This is a genomic window from Methylobacterium sp. Leaf88 (assembly GCF_001422795.1).
Lineage (GTDB): Bacteria > Pseudomonadota > Alphaproteobacteria > Rhizobiales > Beijerinckiaceae > Methylobacterium.
On record NZ_LMMK01000012.1, the window covers coordinates 279,538 to 297,002 of the forward strand.

14 protein-coding genes are annotated in these 17,465 nt (G+C 70.3%); 6 read left to right on the forward strand and 8 right to left on the reverse strand.

Annotated features, from left to right (window positions below):
* Positions 1 to 1,089, forward strand: a complete 1,089-nt coding sequence (locus ASF20_RS07675) for a glycosyltransferase family 61 protein (RefSeq protein WP_056272641.1) — start codon at positions 1 to 3, stop codon at positions 1,087 to 1,089.
* Between the two features lie 3 nt (positions 1,090 to 1,092).
* Here ASF20_RS07675 and ASF20_RS07680 read toward each other — a convergent pair whose 3' ends face one another.
* The gene (locus tag ASF20_RS07680; RefSeq protein WP_056272644.1) at positions 1,093 to 2,121 is read right to left on the reverse strand and encodes a KpsF/GutQ family sugar-phosphate isomerase; all 1,029 of its coding nucleotides are present in this window, start codon (positions 2,119 to 2,121) and stop codon (positions 1,093 to 1,095) included.
* Between the two features lie 283 nt (positions 2,122 to 2,404).
* Between ASF20_RS07680 and ASF20_RS07685 the strand changes: the two genes are divergently transcribed.
* Positions 2,405 to 4,111, forward strand: a complete 1,707-nt coding sequence (locus ASF20_RS07685) for an outer membrane beta-barrel protein (RefSeq protein ID WP_082501224.1) — start codon at positions 2,405 to 2,407, stop codon at positions 4,109 to 4,111.
* 61 nt (positions 4,112 to 4,172) lie between these two features.
* Here ASF20_RS07685 and ASF20_RS07690 read toward each other — a convergent pair whose 3' ends face one another.
* Positions 4,173 to 4,769 carry an AprI/Inh family metalloprotease inhibitor gene (locus ASF20_RS07690; protein ID WP_056211151.1) on the reverse strand — a complete coding sequence of 199 codons (597 nt, stop codon included), beginning with the start codon at positions 4,767 to 4,769 and terminating at the stop codon, positions 4,173 to 4,175.
* 543 nt (positions 4,770 to 5,312) lie between these two features.
* Here ASF20_RS07690 and ASF20_RS07700 point away from each other — a divergent pair.
* Entirely contained in the window at positions 5,313 to 6,320 is a 1,008-nt protein-coding gene (locus ASF20_RS07700; protein ID WP_244476356.1) for a DUF2778 domain-containing protein, read from the forward strand.
* Positions 6,321 to 6,786: 466 nt separating this feature from the next.
* Positions 6,787 to 8,406 carry a multicopper oxidase family protein gene (locus tag ASF20_RS07705; protein WP_056272649.1) on the forward strand — a complete coding sequence of 540 codons (1,620 nt, stop codon included), beginning with the start codon at positions 6,787 to 6,789 and terminating at the stop codon, positions 8,404 to 8,406.
* Positions 8,407 to 8,468: 62 nt separating this feature from the next.
* Here ASF20_RS07705 and ASF20_RS07710 read toward each other — a convergent pair whose 3' ends face one another.
* The 4 genes from ASF20_RS07710 to ASF20_RS07725 form a co-directional block, all read right to left on the reverse strand.
* Positions 8,469 to 10,463 carry a methyl-accepting chemotaxis protein gene (locus ASF20_RS07710; protein WP_082501225.1) on the reverse strand — a complete coding sequence of 665 codons (1,995 nt, stop codon included), beginning with the start codon at positions 10,461 to 10,463 and terminating at the stop codon, positions 8,469 to 8,471.
* 155 nt (positions 10,464 to 10,618) lie between these two features.
* Positions 10,619 to 11,863, reverse strand: a complete 1,245-nt coding sequence (locus tag ASF20_RS07715) for a cytochrome P450 (protein WP_056272652.1) — start codon at positions 11,861 to 11,863, stop codon at positions 10,619 to 10,621.
* The gene (locus ASF20_RS07720; protein WP_056272654.1) at positions 11,860 to 13,167 is read right to left on the reverse strand and encodes an FAD/NAD(P)-binding oxidoreductase; all 1,308 of its coding nucleotides are present in this window, start codon (positions 13,165 to 13,167) and stop codon (positions 11,860 to 11,862) included. Before ASF20_RS07720 ends, ASF20_RS07715 begins: the two co-directional genes overlap by 4 nt.
* Positions 13,164 to 13,430 (reverse strand): ferredoxin, encoded by a 267-nt coding sequence (locus ASF20_RS07725; RefSeq protein WP_056211143.1) that lies wholly within the window; start codon positions 13,428 to 13,430, stop codon positions 13,164 to 13,166. The genes ASF20_RS07720 and ASF20_RS07725 overlap by 4 nt, the downstream gene beginning before the upstream one ends.
* A gap of 233 nt (positions 13,431 to 13,663) precedes the next feature.
* Here ASF20_RS07725 and ASF20_RS07730 point away from each other — a divergent pair, with 233 nt between their 5' ends.
* Together ASF20_RS07730 and ASF20_RS07735 are read left to right on the forward strand one after the other, a co-directional pair.
* Positions 13,664 to 15,790, forward strand: a complete 2,127-nt coding sequence (locus tag ASF20_RS07730) for a TonB-dependent receptor (RefSeq protein ID WP_056272657.1) — start codon at positions 13,664 to 13,666, stop codon at positions 15,788 to 15,790.
* Positions 15,791 to 15,905: 115 nt separating this feature from the next.
* On the forward strand, positions 15,906 to 16,163 hold the full coding sequence (locus ASF20_RS07735; protein WP_056211140.1) for a hypothetical protein: 258 nt from the start codon (positions 15,906 to 15,908) through the stop codon (positions 16,161 to 16,163).
* Between the two features lie 201 nt (positions 16,164 to 16,364).
* Here the strand turns inward: ASF20_RS07735 and ASF20_RS07740 are convergent, their stop codons facing one another.
* Together ASF20_RS07740 and ASF20_RS07745 are read right to left on the reverse strand one after the other, a co-directional pair.
* Positions 16,365 to 16,739 carry a DUF6481 family protein gene (locus ASF20_RS07740; RefSeq protein ID WP_056211138.1) on the reverse strand — a complete coding sequence of 125 codons (375 nt, stop codon included), beginning with the start codon at positions 16,737 to 16,739 and terminating at the stop codon, positions 16,365 to 16,367.
* Between the two features lie 243 nt (positions 16,740 to 16,982).
* Positions 16,983 to 17,192: a cold-shock protein gene (locus tag ASF20_RS07745; protein WP_055952791.1), complete on the reverse strand. Its 210-nt coding sequence runs from the start codon at positions 17,190 to 17,192 to the stop codon at positions 16,983 to 16,985.
* Between the last annotated feature and the right edge of the window lie 273 nt (positions 17,193 to 17,465).

The following is a 17,465-nucleotide window of genomic DNA, read 5'->3' on the forward strand; positions in this document are numbered from 1 at the left end:
GTGAAGGCCAAGCTGCAGCGCTGCCGCACCGTATGGGGACGGACCGAACAGCGCGATACACTTCCGGGACTGCGTGCGGTGACCAACGCCGTGTATCAGCCGGCGACCCCGGACGGGAGTTGGGCGCTGTGCGATGCTGATGGCACCATCATCGAATTTGGCGCCAATCCCATGCTGACGGACGTCGTGGACGAGGCGGACGATCGCCCGACTCTCTTCATCGGTCCGCTGATCACCCATTACGGCCATTTCCTCCTCGGCACCTTCGCGCGCCTCTGGCCACTCCTCACCTGGAGGGGACCGAAGCCGCGCCTCCTCTGCTACGCTGAAGGACCTCTGGATGCGCTGCACGCGAAATGGGCGACGCTACCGTTTCTCGCCGACATTCTCGCCCGCTTCGATCTGACCATTGCAGACCTCGTGACCTTCCAGAACGTGACGCGGATCCCGAATCTGCTGGTTCCGGAGCCGAGCGTGAAGGAGCAGGACTTCACCCATGCGATCTACGGCACGCTCACGCACTATACCGGCGAGGCGTTCTACGACCCAGTCGCTGTCGATCGGGAAACGCGGCCGGTCTACCTGTCGAAAGCAAGATTGGCATCGGGGATCTCGCGCCTGCGCAACGAGGATGTGCTGTGCGAGCGTCTGGCGCGGCAGGGGGTGGACATCGTTTTCCCGGAGACCCTGCGGTTTCCTGAGTTGGTTCGTCTGCTTTCGGAGCGGAAAATGGTTCTTGGAACGGCAGGCTCGGCGTTTCACACGGCCGTCTTCGCGGCGCCGAACCGCCGGATCCTCGCGTTGAACTGGACGCCTCCGGTCCACGCCAACTATCCCCTGCTTGATGCGCTCAATGGCACGCAGGCGCGGTACTACTTCGTTCCGGGGAGCATGATCGAAGAGGAGCCCGGCTTCCATTTCGGGTGGTCGATCCCGGACCCACAAGCGGTCGCGGCCGAGATGCTGGAGCGCGCGCATGCCTTCGACAGCCTCGAGGACCGCGATGCCGCCGAGGACACGGCGCGATGGCGATCCAAGTGGATCCCGGGCTGGAAACCGATTCAGCGCTGGCTCGAGCGCCGCCTCTAAGGCTCAGGCGACGCCTGAGCGGAGCAGATCGTGGTAGTGCACGAGCCCGACCGGGCGGTCGTCCTCGACGACGATCAGCGCCGTGATCTTCATCGATTCCTGGATTTCCAGGGCCTTCGCGAGCAACGTTTCGGGGGCGACCGTCCGTGGCTTGCCGCTCATCAGCGCCTCGACCGCGAGGCTATCGAGATCGGTGCGGAAGACGTTGCGGCGCAGATCGCCGTCCGTGAGGATCCCCGCGAGGCGTCCCTCGGCGTCCACCACGACCACCGAGCCGAACCCCTTCGCATCGATCTCGGCGATGGCCGCGCGCATCGGGGTCCCGCATGGGACCACCGGCAACTGAGATCCGGTATGCATCACCTCGCGAACCTGACGCAGCGAGGCCCCGAGGCGACCGCCCGGGTGATAGATGCTGAATTCCCGCGCGGAGAAGCCGCGTGCTTCGAGGAGCGCAATGGAGAGCGCATCGCCGAGCGCGAGCTGCATTGCCGTGGACGTCGTCGGGGCCAAGCCATTCGGGCAGGCCTCGCGCGCCTTCGGGAGGGTGAGGCAGATGTCGGCTTCGCGGCCCAGAGTCGACGTGCTGCTCGACGTGATGGCGATCAGGCCGACGCGGTAGCGACGGGCATAACCGATGATGTCGGCCAACTCCGTCGTCTCGCCCGACCAGGACAGTGCCACCACGACGTCTTCGGGCTGTATCATGCCCAGATCGCCATGGCTGGCCTCGGCGGGGTGAACGTACAGGGCGGGCGTCCCGGTCGAGGCCAGCGTCGCAGCGATCTTGCGACCGATATGGCCCGATTTGCCCATGCCCGTGAGGATGGCGCGTCCCTTGGCGCGGGCGATGCGCGACACCGCATCGGTGAACGCCGCGCCGAGCCCATTGCCGATGGACTCCATCAAGCAGGCGAGCCCATCGCGTTCGGTCTCGATCGTCCGCAGGGCGGAGGCGACCGCCGGCGAGAGCGTCGAATCCGCGGGGATCGAGGCGGGGCGCAAGGCCTGGGCGCTGTCTGCTGGAGCCATACTGCCCCGTATCCTTCTCGTGAGATCGCGTGCGCGTGCGGCGCCACGGTCGTCCGCCTATGGACAGGGATTGTGGTCGGATGGCGACCCCTTGGCCTTGCCCGATGTGTCCCGCTCCGCGTTGACGCCCCATTAACCGTGCCGGTTGTAGGCCTGTTAACCATGAGGTCGGGGCGTCTTCCCTTGAAAGACGGTCTGGCGTCGTCCGTCTCGCGCATCCGCAGGCGGCCCAGGTCTCGAAGCGCCGTCTTCGGCGTCAAGGTCAGCGGAAAGACGTCGATCCGTGACATGCGCAGGGCCGATCGCAGGATGGCAGAGCCAAGGTCTTCGTGGCTTTGCCCTGATCGCTGCCCTCACGCTTCCGTCCCTTGCCCGGGCTCAGGCGCTTCCCTCCGGTGCGCCCGATAGTACCTTCGGAGCGCCGGCCGTGGGCGACGTCCTGCCGCTGGGCGCGGGCCTGCGGGGCAGTGCCGTCTCGGGCAGCGGGGTTCTTAACAGCAACGGCTCTGCGACCGGCGGAGAGACGTCAGGCAGCGGAGGACTGGCCACCCGTGCGCTGGCCGGAAGCCGATCCGGCAGCGCCCTCGCCTCCGGCGGGACGAATGGGCCCAACAATCGCGGACTGACGAATCTCCTGCGGCTCAGGGCGATCCCGCCGCGCCGCTTCGGGAGCGCGACGGTCCGGCCGGTCCGATCGATCACGCAAGTGCCGCCTTACGATCTGCGTCTCACGCCGGTGGTGCGCAATGCCGTGAGCGGCGTTCCGTTGCCGACGGTGCTGCCGCTCGCTGGTGTCCAGACGCCGGGATTCTTTCTCTCGACGGCCCTTCGGCGGCCGATCACCATCGACGAGGCCTACGCGCCGCTCGGGATCAAGGTCGGCACCTTCACGATCCTGCCTGCGATCCAGCAGAGCATCGGCTATGACACCAACCCCGACCAGATCACGAATCGGCTGGCCAAGCCGTCGCTGGCGCTGCGGACCGATGGCGAATTGAGCTTCCGGAGCGACTGGTCGTCGAGCGAGCTCACCGGCGACCTGCGGGGGGGCTACGTCGATTATCCGGACAATCAGGGGGCCAGCCGACCGAACGGAGCCGGCGTGACGCGGCTGCGGATCGACGCGAACCGCGACACGCGGATCGAGGTCGAAGGCCGATTTCTCCTGGAAACACAACGCACTGGCACGCCGGACCTGGCGGCCGCGACGGCGACCCGGCCGCTGATCGCGAGCTATGGCACGACGGTCGGCGTCTCCGAGCGCTTCAACCGGGTCCAGGTTTCGCTGCGGGGGTTGCTCGACCGCTCGGAGTTCGAGGATGCGCAGCTCTCGGATGGCACCATCCTGCGCCAGAGCGATCGCAACCTGAACCAGTATGGCCTGCAACTTCGGGCCGGATACGAGATCTCGCCCGTCATCACGCCCTTCGTCGATGTCCTGGCCGACACGCGCGTCTACGATCTACGCGTCGACTCCTCGGGAATACGGCGCGATTCCGATGGCATCACTCTCTCGGGCGGCGCGTCGTTTGCCCTGACCCGCTTCGTCACCGGGGAAATCTCGGCGGGACTTCAGCACCGCAGCTATGTCGACCCGGCCCTGCGCGATCTGACGGCGCCCGTCATCACCGCGGCGCTGATCTGGAGCGCAAGTCCGCTCACCACGGTCCGCCTGAATGGAGCGACGGGCATCGTCGAGACATCGGTGCCCGGTTCGAGCGGTGTCCTGACACAAACCGCGACGCTGGAAGTCCAGCACGATCTCCTGCGCAATCTCTCGCTGACCGGCGGCATCAGCTACCTGTCGAACGACTATGACCGGGTGAACATCACCGAGCGCGGATTCTCGGCGACGGCGCGGATCGACTATCGCTTCAACCGCTGGCTGGCGATGCGCGGGAGCTACATCTACCAGCGCCTCGACAGCACCTCGTCCGGTTCAAGCTTCCACGCGAACACGTTCCTGCTCGGCCTGCGCGTCAATCCGTGACGCGCGAACCCGCTTTTTCGTCGCGGTATACCAAGAGGGTCGTGTCGAGGTCGCGCGGGTTTCAGCGCACCATCGCCAGCGACGCGCCGGATTTCGACAGCGCGCCGTCGAGGGCCCCGCCACCCTGACGCAGCCGGGCCGCGACGGTGCCGCCGGGCTGGTAGAGGTAGACCTCGCCGTCGCGGTAATCCCAGGCGGTGACCTTGGAGAGGTCCTTGTTCGGGCAGCCGGAGGCGCTGGCCTTGTAGAGGTCCAGGGCCGGAGCGCTCGACAGGGAGACCTTGCAGCTCGCGCCGGTGGCGTCCTTGGCATTCCAGGTGCCGACGACGGACGAGCGGCCGCCCGCCACGACCGGCGGCGGAGCCGGGGCGACGGGGGGCGCCTCCGGGGCGATCACCGGGGTCGAGGGGGCGACGGCCACGGTGGCGCCCACCGGGGGCGGCAGGTCCGCCGGGGCGGCGGTGGCGCCCGGCGGCGGGGCCAGCGGCTCCGAGGTGACCGGGCCGGACGGCATGGCGGGGACGACCGGCTCCAGGGCCGCCTGGGGGCCGGGGGCGATCCGGCCGCGCGTGGGACCCTCGAGGCGCTGGGAGGCACAGGCGCCGAGGCTGGCGGCGAGCGCGAGGACGGCGGCTGTCGACAGGAGCGAACGCGGCATCGATGTCATGTTCCGAGCAGGTGCGGATGGGGAGCCCGGGGGCTCCTCGTTTCGGCCTGCGTCACCGGCAATTGCGCTGGCGGCAAGGCGCCGGGCGCGGGCGGTAAGGGATTTGCCGGGACCGCTCGATCTTTCGCGGCGGGTGTGGCGTTCGTGCCTCAGGGGATGGGGCCGACCCCCGGCTCCGTCGCGCCGGCCTGCCGCGCGGGCATCCGCCGGCGTTCCGCCAGGACGAGGGGCCGAGCGGAATCCAACCCCGGCGCGAGGATCGGCGAATCGCGCTCGGTATCGCATTCCGGACGAAAGTGTGGCGACACAGGATCGGCAGTCTTGCGGCGAAGGTTCGGCAGATTCCGCGAATAAAGGCGCGCCGGATACAAGCATGTGTCCAGTTTCGGCACAATCCCGCCTCAGAAACGCCGAGTCGACCGGGTCGGATAGCCCCGTGACGGACGGCGCAAGTCGCGCGCCCGTCATCCGCGCCCTGGGGCCGGACCGAAGGCCCGGCACGCGCGCCGGCCCATGCAGGAGATGGAGCCGACCATGGCGGAAGCTGCCGAGCGTTCCATGTCGACCCGACCCGGTCGCGCCGCCCGAGGCCTGGGCCTCGCGGCCCTCCTCCTCGGCGGCGGTATCGCGGGTTTCGTCGCGTGGTCCCGTCCGCCGGCCGCGATCCCGACCATCGCCGCCGTCACGCCGGTGGACCCGCCGGCAGCGGCCCCGGTCGGTGCCGACAGGTCTGCCGACTCCGCCGCCGCGACGTCCGTCGACCCGGCGCCCGAAGTCCCGGCGCCCGTGGCACCCGAAGTCCCGGCGCCCGCGAGCGTCGCCGAAGCCACGACAGCAACCCCCGAGGCCGCGCCCGAGACCGCGCCCACGGCTATGGCGGAGCCGGCCACGGCCCAGCCGCCCCTCGTGGCGCGGTGGGTGCCGCTGCCGGTGCCGCGGCCCCCGGAATTTCGCGCCGGGCGCCTCTCCGCACGGTCGACCCGCGCGGCGCCCGCCCGGACCGCCAGCGCGGCGCCGCCCCCGGAGGACACCCGCTCCTTCATCGAGAAGCTCTTCGGCGTCGAGAGTTCCGAGCCGCCGCGGCTCGCCTACGCGGCCCTGGAGACCAAACCCGTCGACGACGTCTTCCGGCGCGCCCTCAGCGCCGTGCCGACCAGCCCGACCGGCGGCGTCGCGGTCTACGATATTCGCGCCAAGGTCGTGATCCTCCCGAACGGGGAGAAGCTCGAGGCGCATTCGGGGCTGGGCGAGAGCATGGACAATCCCGGCCACACGCATGTGCGGATGAGGGGGCCGACCCCCCTCGGCACCTACGACATCCGCGAGCGCGAGCAGCCGTTCCACGGCGTCCGCGCCCTGCGTCTCACCCCCGTCGGAGGCCCGGAGGCCATCCACGGTCGGGTCGGCCTCCTCGCGCACACCTATATGCTGGGTGCGAGCGGCGCTTCGAACGGCTGCGTCTCGTTCCGCGACTACGACAAGTTCCTGCAGGCGTACCTGCGCGGCGAGGTCCAGCGCCTCGTCGTGGTCGCGGGCGGCTAGGGGCCTCACGGCCACTCGTCACGGGGCTGCGGTCCGGGATCGCGTCGGGCGCATCGGCGCCGTCGAGATCCCTTCGCGGAGGCCGTGCGTCGCGGTCCCGGCTGAGACCGCGTGGAAAGATCTGTCCCAGGACTCATCCGCATTCGGCGCGTTTCGCATGCTGTTCGCGTGTCTTCGCGCGTCGGCAGGCGCGCCCGCCCCCGATGGGGTCCAGGGTCTCGTCGGTGTTCGGGATTGGTACGACACGCCGACGACGCTCGGCGGGTCGTCTGCGCGTCGCCGCGGCGTCCCGGCTGGGAAGGGGTGTCGCCGTGCGCGCAACGACACCATGTCGAAGACTTGCGCAATACTTTCGCATTAATACTGCAAAATATACAACAAATGCTGCTTTCGGGATGGTGTTGGCCGATGAATTCCTGATAAGGCGATTGATGGATTGGTCGAATGAACCGGTGAGAGGCTGAGGATGCGGCGGCGTACATTCGTGGCGGGTCTCGCCGGGTTCATCGGGTCCCGGCCCGCGTCGGCGCAGATGCGGCACGACATGGGCACGATGGCGGGCCAGGGTGCACTTCGCGCCCCGACGCCGGCGGCGCCTGTCCTGCCCCAGGGGCAACCGCTGCGCGACCTGCCGCGCCTGCCGAACCAGTCCACCGTTCCCGGCCGCTTCAGCGCGACGATCACGGCCGGCCCGGGCGTCGTGCGCTACGCGGAGGGTCTCGAGACGCCGGTGCTGCTCTACAACGGCGTCCAGCCCGTGATCGAGGCGACGGAGGGCGACCGGATCGCGATCCGGTTCCGGAACGGCGTTCCGGGACAGCCCTCCACGATCCACTGGCACGGGATGCCGGTCCCGTCCGATCAGGACGGCAACCCGATGAACCCGGTCGCGCCGGGGGACGAGCGCGTCTACGCCTTCGATCTCCCCGAGGGCAGCGCGGCGACCTACTGGTTTCACCCGCACCCGCACGGCTTCACCGCCGAGCAGGTCTATCGCGGCCTGGCGGGCCTGTTCCTCGTCAAGCCGAAGGTCGATCCCATTCCGGCCGCCTACGGCGACACCGTCCTGATGCTCACCGATCTGCGGATCGCCGCCGATGGAACGATGCCCCGGAGCACCATGGCCGACGCCATGAACGGACGCGTCGGCGACCATGTGCTGGTCAACGGGCAGAAGAACCCGGTCCTGTCCGTAGCGCCGGGGGAGAAGCGCCGCATCCGCCTCGTCAACGCGACGAATGCCCGGTTCCTGCGCCTTGGCTTCGAGGGCGCGCGCATGCTCCTCGTCGGCACCGATGGCGGCTTGGTGGAGACGCCGGTTCCGGTCGACGCCGTGCTGATCACGCCGGGCGAGCGCGTGGAACTCATCGTCACCTTCGACCGGCCCGGGGAGGCCCGGCTGACGACGCGCCCCTATGCGCGAGGCTGGATGGGGCCGGGTGAGCCGAAGGAGGCCGGCCTCGTCCTGCTGACGGCCCGGGTGTCGGGCCAGCCGGCCGCCGCCTCCCCGCCCCTGCCGCCGGTCCTGAACCGGATCGCACCGCTCGGCGAGCCGGTCGTCTCCCGGCGCTTCGTCTTCACGGAAGCCATGACGCAGGGCAGCGGCCGGGATGGCTCGAAGGGCATGGCGGGCATGGGTGGCATGGCGGGCATGGGAGGCATGGCGGGTATGGACGGCATGGCGGGTATGGACCGGGGCGCGACGGCGCCGCCCGGACCCGCATCGGCCGCGCCGTCCGGCGGCATGGCGATGCGATTCCTGATCAACGGCCGGAGCTTCGAGATGGGCCGCATCGACGAGGTCTCGAAGGTCGGCCAGGTCGAAACCTGGAGCATCGTCAACGAGACGGACATGGACCATCCGTTCCACGTCCACGGGACCCAGTTCCAGATCGTGGACATCGCGAAGGGCGGCGCGGTCCGGACGCCGGAATTCCGCTCCTGGAAGGACACGGTCAACGTCGCGGCCGGCGAGACGGTCCGCATCCGCCTGCGCCAGGACATGGCGGGGCCGCGCATGTACCACTGCCACATCCTCGAACACGAGGATCTCGGCATGATGGGAACGCTCGACGTCCGGGCCTGAGCCGGGCCGGATGCCGGCGCGGCTGCGGGACGGACCGTCGCGCAGCCGGCGCCGGGCCGAGGTCAGGCGGCCCGGATGGCGTCGAGGAAGGTCTCGACCTCGCGCTGGACGGCCACGGCCTGGGTCGAGAGTTCCCCGGCCGCCATCATCACCTGCTGGGCGGCGCTGCCGGTCTCGCCGGCCGAGGCCAGCACCCGGGCCACGTTCGCCGAGACGTCCTCCGTCCCGTGGGCGGCCTCGATGGCGTTGCGCGAGATTTCTCCGGTTGCCGCCGTCTGCTCGATCACGGTCGCGGCGATCGTTTCCGTGATGCTGTTGACCGACCCGATGGTCTGGCCGATCTGGCGGATCGCGGTGACGGCCTGGGCGGTGGCCTGCTGGATCGCCGCGATGTGTCCGCCGATCTCGTTCGTGGCGCGCGCCGTCTGGCCGGCCAGTTCCTTGACCTCCGTGGCGACGACGGCGAAGCCGCGTCCGGCCTCCCCGGCCCGCGCCGCCTCGATGGTGGCGTTCAGGGCCAGCAGGTTGGTCTGGCCCGCGATGCTGGAGATCATCGTCACGGCTTCGCCGATCTGCTCGGCGGCGGCCGACAGGCTGGCCATGGCCACATCGGTCGCCTGGGCCTCCCGCGTCGCCGCGGCCGCGACCGTGTTCGACTGCTTCACCTGACGCTCGATCTCGCGCAGCGAGGCCACCATCTCCTCCGCCGCCGAGGCGACCGTCTGCACGTTCGCGGAGGTCTGCTCGGCGGCCGCACTGGAGGCCTGGGCCTGATGACTCGTCGCGTCGGCCACGCCCGTCATGGAGCGGGCGGTGGCGTCGAGTTCGGTGGAGGCCGCGGTGACGACCCCCACGGCGGCGCCGATCGTCCGTTCGAACCCCTTGACCAACTCGTCGACGCGGTCGGCGCGGCGCTGACGGGCGGAGCGCTCCGAGACCTGCTGGGCCTCGAGTTCGATGCGGGCGATGGCGTTCCGGCGGAAGACGTCGACGGCCTTGGCCATCGCGCCCATCTCGTCCGTGGCGTCCTGCGACGGCACGACGACCGCCGTTTCCCCGGCGGCCAGGCGGGTCATGGCCTCGGTCATCCCGGCGATCGGGCGGATCAGGCTGCGGGCGATCAGGACGGCCATGCCGCCGCCCAGGATCAGCGCCAGGGCGATCAGGCCCTGCTGCAGGCGCTCGCCGAAGGCGACGGTCGCCTCGGTGGTCGCGGCGACGGCCTTCATCCGCCCCTCGGTGACGGCGCGGGATTGGACCCCGGCGGCCGCGATGGCGGCGACCTTCGTCTTGATGCCGTCGAAATCGCGGCGGCTGTCCTCCATGGCCTTGGCGGCCTCCTGGAAGGCGCCGATATAGCTGGCGAACGCAGCCTCGCCGCGGGTGATCGCCGCGGCGGACGCCGGGTCGGGATCGAGGGCCCGCAGCGCCTTGCCGGCGGCTACGGCCGTCTGGGCGTAGTCCGCGAAGATCGTCGGACCCTTGGGGTCCAGGGTCGTCAGGAAGCGCCAGGCGGACATCCGCGTCAGCAGGACCGCGCTGTCGTAGGTCTGGGCCTGGATGAGGTGCGCCACGCTGCCGTTGGCCCGGATCTCTTGGAGGATGGCCTGGTTCAGGCGGGTCAGGCCGTTGCCCTCGTCGAACAGGCGGGTGCGGGCCTCGGCCAGGGCGGCGCCGCTGGCTCCCAGGCGGACGACGTCCTGCTCCAGGTCCCGGCCCCCGTCGGGCAATTGGGCGTAGACCTTCCGACGCTCGTCCGAGGCCGTGTTCCGCGTCACCCGGTCGCCGATCTCGACGATGCTCCGGCGGGTCTGATCGAGGTCGACCAGGGTCTCCGGCTTGACCGTGGCGCTGTATGCGAAGGATTGGGCGATGAGCCGGTCGGTCAGGCCCGTGATCGTGTAGATGTCGCGGGTGTTCGTCTCGATCCGGTTGCGGTTCTCGTACTGGCCGGACAGTTCGGCGAACTGGTAATGCGATGCGATGCCCAGGCCGGCGATGAGGAGCATCAGCGTGCCGAAGCCGGCATACAGGCGGGTCCGAATACCGAACTTCATTGCAGTGTCTCGCTGAGTAGGATTACGTCGCGAGATCTTTAATAGGCTAGATCCACCAATATTCCGTTAAAAGAGCAGTATAGAAGTCCGTCTGAGCAAGGCGCATTGCTTGCGGGGTCCGCCTGACCTTCGGGATGGTCCCGCGCGGCCGGACCCTACGGAGCGATGCCGTCGATGGCGAGGCGCAGGTGCTTCGGGCCGCGCAGGGCCGAGCCCGGCCGGTAGGGCGGGGGGTCGACGGTCAGGCGCGGGTTCTTCAGGCGGCGGGCGAGGGCCACCAGGGCGGCCTCGACCTCGAAGCGGGCGAGCGGCGCGCCGACGCAGTAGTGCAGGCTGCCCCCGAAGCCGAGATGGCGGTTGTCGGCCCGGTCGGGATCGAAGCGGTCGGGCTCGGCATAGACTTCGGGGTCCCGGTTTCCGGAGGCGAGCAGCAGGACGAGGGGGGCCCCCTCGGGGATGGTGACGCCGTTCTGCGTGATCGGGCACAGGGTCTTGCGGGTGCGGAACTGGACCGGGGGCTCGTAGCGCAGCAGCTCCTCCACGACGCGGGGGGCGCGGGACGGGTCCTCGCGCAGGCGCCGCAGCTCCTCCGGGTGGCGGAGCAGGGTCAGCATGCCGTTGGTGATGAGGTTCACCGTGGTCTCGTGGCCGGCCACCAGCATCAGGATCGCTGTGGCGATGAGGTCGAAGTCGCTCATGCGCCCGTGGCCGTCGGCGCGCGCGGTGGCCAGGCCCGACAGCATGTCGTCCTGCGGGTCCTTGCGCTTCTGCGCGATCAGGCCCTGCATGTATTCGGAGATGGCATCGAAGGTGCGGCTGTTCTCGGCGCGCAGGTCGTCGTCCTGCAGGGTGTCCGGTTCGAGGGCGGTGGCGAGCTGCGTCGCCCAGCCGTGGAACTGCGCCTCGTCCGCCGGCGGGATGCCCAGGAGTTCGCAGATCACCGTCACGGGGAGCGGATAGGCGAGGTCGTCGACGATATCGATGGCCGTCGCGTCCCCGAGCCTGTCGAGGATCTCGTCCACGAGGACGTGGGAGCGCGCCCGCAAGGCCTGGACCCGCTGCGGCGTGAACTGCTGCATCACGGCGGCGCGCAGGGCGTCGTGGTCTGGCGGATCGCGGAAGATGAAGGGCCGGTGGGTGTCGGTGATGTGGTCGCGCACCGGCTTCACCAGCCAGTCCTTGAGCAGGTTGCCGGTCTTGGGCCGGTCGGCCGGCGGCAGGGTCTCGGAGCTCACCCGCGGGTCGTGCAGCAAACTCGCGATCGCCGCGTGGGAGGCGGCCACGTAGGTGCCGTCCGCCTGGCGCGAGACCGGGCATTCCCGCAGGCGGGCGAAGAGCGGGTACGGGTCCGGCCGGGCGGCCTCGTCCTTGATCTGCGCGAACAGGGTGTGGTCGCTCATGCCGCGTCCTTCTCGGAAGATGTGGGCCCGGCGGGTTCGGGGAAGGCCGGCGGCAGCACCGCGAACGGGCCGGCATCGACGCCGCCGGTCTCGGGCGGGAACGGCGCCCCCGCGGCGATGTGCTCGGCATAGGTCGGGAGCCAGCGGGCGCAGTCGAAGGCCACGGCGGCGATGCAGCGGCCCTCCCGGCCGTAGACCGCCACGAACCGGCCCTCCTTGAGGCTGCCCCGGGCCACGACGAAGCCGTCGGCGCCCGTGGTCAGGCCCACCGACTTGAGGGTGATGCCGCCCTGGCTCGACCAGAAGGCTGGCACCTCAGCGTAGGGCTCCGGCGCGAGGCCGGCCAGGAGCCGGCCGGCATGCCGGCCCTGCGCGACGGCGTGGCCCCAGTGCTCCAGGGCGATGCGGTGGCCCGGATAGAGCGGATGGGGAAACCGCGCGACGTCGCCGGCCGCCGCGATCCGGGTATCGGGCCGTTCGGATTCGTCGAGGACGTAACCCTGCGCGTCGCAGTCGATCCCGCCGTCGTCGCAGGCGAGGCCCGAGCCTTCGAGCCAGCCCGTGTTGCGCACGGCGCCGAGGGCCACCACCACCACGTCGGCCGGGAGGATCGTGCCGTCGGCGAGGCGGACCCGCGCCACGCGGCCGGCGCCGTCATCCTCCAGGGCCGCCACCTTGACGTTGCTGCGGATGGTGGTGCCGAGGCTGGCATGCAGGGCCTCCACCACGGAGCCGAGATGCTGCCCGAGCACCTTGGCGAGGACAGTCGGCCCGGTCTCCACCAGGGTGACGGTCAGACCGAGGGCCTGGCACGAGGCCGCCACCTCGCAGCCGATGAAGCCGCCGCCGATGATGACCACGTGGGCCGGGCCGGCGGCGAGGTCGCGCCGCAGGGTCTCGGCCTCGTCGCGGCCCCGCAGGGTATGCACGCCCGCGAGCCCTGCTTCCGCGGCGTTCGGCCAGCCGCGCGCGGAGGCCCCGGTGGCGATGAGCAGCCGGTCGTAGGGCACCGCCTCGCCGCTCGCCAGCATCACGGTCCGCCGGGTGCGGTCGAGGCCGGTGGCCGGGTCTCCGAAGCGCCAGTCGGCCTCGAGCGCCACGAGGTTCGGCAGCGTCGTGGCGTCGGCCGCGACCTCCCCAGTGAGCACCGCCTTCGAGAGCGGCGGCCGGTCGTAGGGGCGGTGCGGCTCGGCCCCGATGATGGTCAGGGCGCCGCAGAAGCCCGCCTGCCGCAGGCTCTCGGCGCCGCGCAGGCCGGCCAGGGAGGCCCCGACCACCACGATCCGCGTCTCGGCGTCGCTCATCGCGGGTCGGCCCCGGCATCCTCGACGCGGATGGCCTGCACCGGACAGGCGATCCGCGCGCGCTCGATGTCGTCGCGGGCGGCGGCCGAGGGGGCCGGGTCGTAGTGGAGGGCCTCGCGGCCCTTCAGGACGAAGTGGTGGGGGGCCGCGTAGCAGCACTGGGCGTAGGCCTGGCAGAGGTTCAGGTCGACGGTGACCCGCAGGCCCCCGGCGGCCCGGCGCCCGTCGGCGCTCGGCCGGTCGTGGTGGTTCAAGTCGGACATGCTTGCGCAATCTACCCGACCCGCTCACGGTTCCGCGACGCACCACGTGCCACGGGGACGCGGCCCGGCGCGCGAACGGACGCCGCCCCGGGACCGGCAGCCGGTGATGCGCCCCGGCCACAGGGGAGCGGGAAGAGCGTCCGCGCCCCGTCAGGCACTTGTCATACAATAACATCCCCATCATGAAACATTATAACGTTGAGTGATGGGGTGAGCGGGTGCGTCGATCGCGGATGGTGTGGGCCGGCGCGGCCCTGGCGGGGGCCGGCCTCGGGGCGAATGCCGGCGCGGCGCAGCAGGCCCAGGCGACCCTGGACGAACTCAGCGTCACCTCGCCGAGCCCGATCCAGCCCGTCCGCGGGGCGGGCGGCGCCGCGGGCGACGCCGGCGCGTCGTTCCCGGTGGGCGTGCTCCCGGTGGTGACGAGCACCTACTCGCCCGTCACCGTGGTGACGCAGCAGCAGATCGCCCGCGAGCAGCCGCGCACCCTCGGGGACGCTCTGTTCGACCGCCCCGGCATCTCCTCCTCGACCTACGCGCCCGGCGCCGCCAGCCGGCCCATCATCCGTGGCCTCGACAACGCCCGGGTGCGCATCCAGGAAAACGGCGTCATCAACAACGGCGTGTCGGACCTCGGCGAGGACCACACCGTTCCGGTGAACCCTCTCGTCAGCGACCGGATCGAAGTGATCCGCGGACCGGCGACCCTCCGCTACGGCTCCGGGGCGATCGGCGGCGTCGTCTCGGCCGAGAACAACCGGGTCCCGACCTTCATCCCGGCGAACGGGGTGTCCGGTCAGGTCACGACCGGATTCTCCAGCGTCGACAACGGGCGGCTCGGCGCCGCGACGGTGGATGCCGGCAAGGACGGTATCGCGGTCCATGCCGACGGCTTCCGCAGCGCCACGGACAGCTACGCCATTCCGGGCGGGATCCAGCGCAATTCGGCCACCGAATCCCAGGGCGGCTCCGTCGGCATCTCGGCCATCGGCGACCGCGGCTTCGTGGGCATCTCCTTCAGCCACTACGACGCGCTCTACCAGATCCCCGGCGGGGAGGCGGCCGAGAGCCGGACCCGCCTCGACCCGCGCCAGGATCGGGTCGTGGCCCGGGGCGAGTACCGCCCACTGGACGGCCCCCTGGAGGTGATCCGGTTCTGGGCCGGCGGCTCGGTCTACCGGCACGACGAGCGCGGCATCGGCGAGACCGGGATCGACGGCATCCAGGCCACCTTCAAGAGCCGGGAGGCCGAGGGGCGCATCGAGGCCCAGCACGTGCCGGTTTTCACCGCCCTGGGGACGCTGACGGGCGCCCTCGGCGTGCAGAGCGGGCGCCGGGTGCTCAACACGCAGGGGGAGAGCTTCCTGCCGCCGACGGAGTCGCGCTCGAACGCGGTCTACCTCTTCGAGCAGCTCGACGTGGGCCACGGCCTGCGTTTCCAGGCGGCCGGGCGCATCGAGGGCACGCGCTCGGCGAGCACGGCGGTGCAGTTCCCGAGCGACTACCTGCCGGTCGAGGGACAGGATCCCCTGGCGTTCGGCCTCAAGCGCCGCTTCGCGCCCAAGAGCGCCAGCTTCGGCGCCCTCCAGGACCTGCCCTACGGCTTCGTGGCCAGCGTGAACGGCTCCTACGTGGAGCGGGCGCCCACGGCCTACGAGCTGTTCTCGCAGGGACCGCACGACGCGACCGAGACCTTCGAGATCGGCGATCCCCGCCTGAAGCTCGAGCGTGCCCGCACGGTGGAGATGAGTCTCCGCCGGGCGCAGGGGCCGCTGCGCCTCGACGCGACGGGCTACTACACCCGCTACACCGGCTTCATCTACAAGCGCGACACGGGCAACCGCTGCGGCGACGACTTCGCCTCCTGCGGCAGCGGGGACGAACTTCGGCAGATCGTCTACGCACAGCAGAACGCCACCTTCTACGGTGCGGAGATCGCCGCGCAGCTCGACCTGATCCCGGTGGGCAACGGCTGGGCCGGCCTCGAGGCGCAGTACGATTTCGTCCGGGCGCAGTTCGACGACGGCTCCTACGTGCCACGCATTCCACCCCATCGCCTGGGCGGCGGCGTGTTCCTGGCGACCGAGGGCTGGTTCGCCCGGGTGAACCTGCTGCACGCCTTCGACCACGTGGAGATCGCGCCGTTCGAGACGGTCACGCCCGGCTGGAACGACCTGCGCGCCGAGGTGAGCTACACCAAGGCCGTCGATCCGGCGCTCTACGGCGCGAGCGAAGTCACCCTCGGGTTGCAGGGGCGCAACCTCCTCGACGACGACATCCGCAACTCGGCCTCGTTCAAGAAGGACGAGATCCTGCTGCCGGGCCGCAACGTCCGCCTCTTCCTGACGGCACGCTTCTGAGCCGCGGCGCTTCCGCGTCGCGCCGTGACAATAAAAGCCGACGCGGGGGCCCAACCGTGCTACACGGAGCCAACCCCGCACGACCCCGTGCCCTGGGCAACCCCATGAGGCCCAAGTGGCAAATGCGTTCAAGAGCGGTGCGTCGCAGTCGCGATCGACCAATGATTTCAACGAGCGCGCGAAGCTCCTGTCCGAGCGCCTGGGCGCGATCGAGAAGCCGGTCCAGATGAAGCGCGGGAACGCGCCGCGCCGCACCTTCAAAGCAGGCCCGCGTCCCGAAGAGGAGACGGCGGAGCCGGCCGAGGCCCAGACCGAGGGCCAGGAGACCGCCGAGGGCGAGGACGCCGAGTCCGAGACGCGCTCCGAGAGCTGAGGACGAACGCGGTTCGCCCGATCGTTCAACACGGAAAGGGCCGACGCGCCGCGTCGGCCCTTTTCGCTGTCCGGTTCGCGTCCGTCCCGTTCCGGGCGCCGCCGAAGAGGTGCGCTCCGGGGTTCGGCGGCGCGCTCATACGACTCGCGGCGGGCCTTGACCCCTCGCCGTGGGCCTTGACGCCTCGCGGCAGACCTTAGCTCAGCGGCGGGCCTTGGCCTTGCGCGCCGCGTAGCGGGCATCGCGGGCCGCCTTCTTGGCAACAAGCTCGGCGGCCTTCGCCTCGGCGGCGGCCAGAGCCTCGGCTTCTTCGCGGGCGATCTGCGCGGCGAGTTCCGCTTCCTCGCGGGCCCGCTTGGCTTCCGCTGCGGCCTTCTCGGCGGCGATCCGGGCCGCCTCGCGCTCGCGCGCGCGCTCTTCGCGGGCGCGGGCGACCTCGGCGCGGGCCTGCGCCTTGGCGATCATCTCCGGATCATCGGCCGGAGGACGGGCCTTGAATTTTTCCAGCAGCATCTGCTTGGCGCTGACGGAGTTCTTACGGCGATCGTCGAAGTTCCTGTAGTCGAAGGCGCCCATCTGACCTTTCTCATGTGGTGTGTCGCCCGCATCCGGCGTGGAGCACGCGCGGCATGGGGCCGTGGAAAAACTGGGGTATACGCTGATCTTGCACCGCAACAGCCCCATGCCCGACCGCCTGCCGGGAATCAACAGAAGCCGCTCATTGAAAAGCGGCTTCTGACAGGTTGTTGAAACGATGCCGCAGCATTCGAGCCGGTCTCGGGCCGCCCGCATCGGGCGACCCGGACCGGCCGGCGGCGATCAGGCCGCCTGGAGGTTGCCGGCCGACTGCTTGCCGGTGCGGCGGTCGTTCTCGATCTCGTAGGAGACCTTCTGACCCTCGATCAGGTTGCGCATCCCGGCGCGCTCCACGGCGGAGATGTGAACGAACACGTCCTTGCCGCCGTCATCCGGCTGGATAAAGCCGTAACCCTTGGTCTCGTTGAACCATTTCACGGTGCCCGTGCTCATGGTGCTGTTCTCCTGAAGCGTTGTCTTGCCTGCCATCGGCTGCCCGGTGCCCGCGTCGCAATCGCGCGGGCACCCGAGGCGCAGGGTCGTCGGATGGGATGTGCGATCGCAGCGGCACCCGCGTGCAGGACTGGCGAGCAGTCCTGGGAAAAGGGCGGGTGAGCTACCCGGAATGAGCCGGCCATGGAGCGATGGGGACAAAAGTAGGAAGCCTGCGACGCAGGGACAAGGCGCCAGCCAAAGCCGGGTTCCCTGGCCGATGGCGGAAAGCCG